Source organism: Spirosoma utsteinense (assembly GCF_014282275.1).
GTDB lineage: Bacteria > Bacteroidota > Bacteroidia > Cytophagales > Spirosomataceae > Spirosoma > Spirosoma utsteinense.
The window spans coordinates 1-1,678 of sequence record NZ_VFIA01000129.1; the positions used below are offsets into that span (position 1 = coordinate 1).

Sequence of the window (1,678 nt, forward strand, 5' to 3'; positions counted from 1 at the left end):
TGGTGCTGAGCCCTTTGCGCCGAACGGCATCTTGGTTGCCACAGTAGCGGCATGAGACGACGAGTGTTACCATGCAATAAAGACGAAGAGTCCACGGTTACGTCACGACCATTAAATCCAGTAGATCAAGCGTACTTTTCGTTACAAATAAACAGAGTGGTTTTGTTAAAAAGCCTACGTTAGGCTTTCCCTGTACCGATTCATATAAACCTTCATTCGGGTTGTCGGTAACAAAAATCAGTTTAGACTGATAAATACCGGGGAAATTCAATATATCAACCCCATTGGTTCCATCTTTTAAATGAAAACTGATAATAATAACACCAGGGGCCATCTTTTTAAGAAAATACGCTGATGATTTCAACGAATCGACCGTTATAATAGTCGAGTAGCCTAAATCGCTCATAATCAATCGTATTTTCGCCTGATCAATGATGTTGTCCTCAATAATCAAGCAATAACCCAAAGCTAATTCCTGGTTAGTTTGTTGGCTTGTCTCCTGGTTTTCCATGTTATTAGTCTCTCCAAACTTTGAGAGGTAACTACTATTGTTTTAAAATAGGATAAAGGCTTTTAAGGCAGCAGGCCTGCTTACATTATTGACTCGGTTCTTTGGACTACCCATCAATTGGCTCCGGACCAACAAAACTGGATGGAGCAGCGTCGACTGTCCGATCAGGGCTAAGCGGGTAAACGGTTCAGATGAACGCGGCCGGGACGCACGCTCAAAAAACGTTAACCAACTCAGTAGGGTGAATGGTGGCCCCCGTCAATGTTGGTTACCGGATTACTGATGTTGTTGAGCGGATAAACGAGTTGGGGCATTTGCTGGCTTGTCTTCCTGCCAGGCGGCATCCTCCTGCTGCCGGTATTTAGTCAAGATTCGACTTACCCCTGGCGGAGTTAACAGGACCGCCAAAGCAAGCAGATGCCTAAGCAATGGCTGGTTGTTTTCATACCGCCTGCTTAACGCTTTGCCAGCAATCTAATTGGTGCTGGCTTTCCTGTTGTAAACGAATCAATAATCACAGATGTAGTGATACATAAATAGTATCGTGTAAGTTTCGGCATTGCCTGGGCCCCCTGGAAAATACAGCTGCCTGATTGGAATAGCTTTTGCCGAGCCATATTGCCTGAGGGCTTTCGTTAACGCAGGCCTGTAGTTGCCGGCTTTTTCTTTTTGGGTTTCGCTCTCAGGAATTTATTTAGTTTGTCAGGAGTATATACCAGAAATATATATAAATAGTTCTTTATGTAAGCATATATAAAGCATTATTCTCTACATGAATAAGGCATGGCAGGACCAAACCACTTTACTAACGCAGCTTACGCAAGCTGCGCTTAGAGTAACACCTGCTATTTAATTAAATAAAAAATTAATCATACACGTTGTTTTGCCCGTTTTCGACTTCTACTCCACTTATCTTACAGACAATTAGGGCTGGAAGCGTTACGTCTTTCGACATCCAAAAATAATTTTTATAAAAAAAAGTTTGCTGATGTTAACGGCGATGAAATTGACTTTGGGGTGACTAAATAGTCTAAAAAATCAATATACTATATTGAGTAATACTAATTCAAAATCATAAAGACGCATTCAGAATGTAGGGAAAGCAAGTCAACTCGATGACTGTCTGCCGACCCGTGAATAACGCTTCAAGAACAGCCCGCAAACGTT

The 1,678-nt window shown here is 42.1% G+C and carries 1 protein-coding gene; it reads right to left on the reverse strand.

Annotated features, from left to right (window positions below; all coding sequences use genetic code 11):
- Positions 1 to 97: 97 nt before the first annotated feature.
- A complete protein-coding gene (locus FH603_RS28030) occupies positions 98 to 511 on the reverse strand; it encodes a response regulator (protein WP_186742656.1) in 414 nt (137 codons plus the stop codon).
- Positions 512 to 1,678: the final 1,167 nt, after the last annotated feature.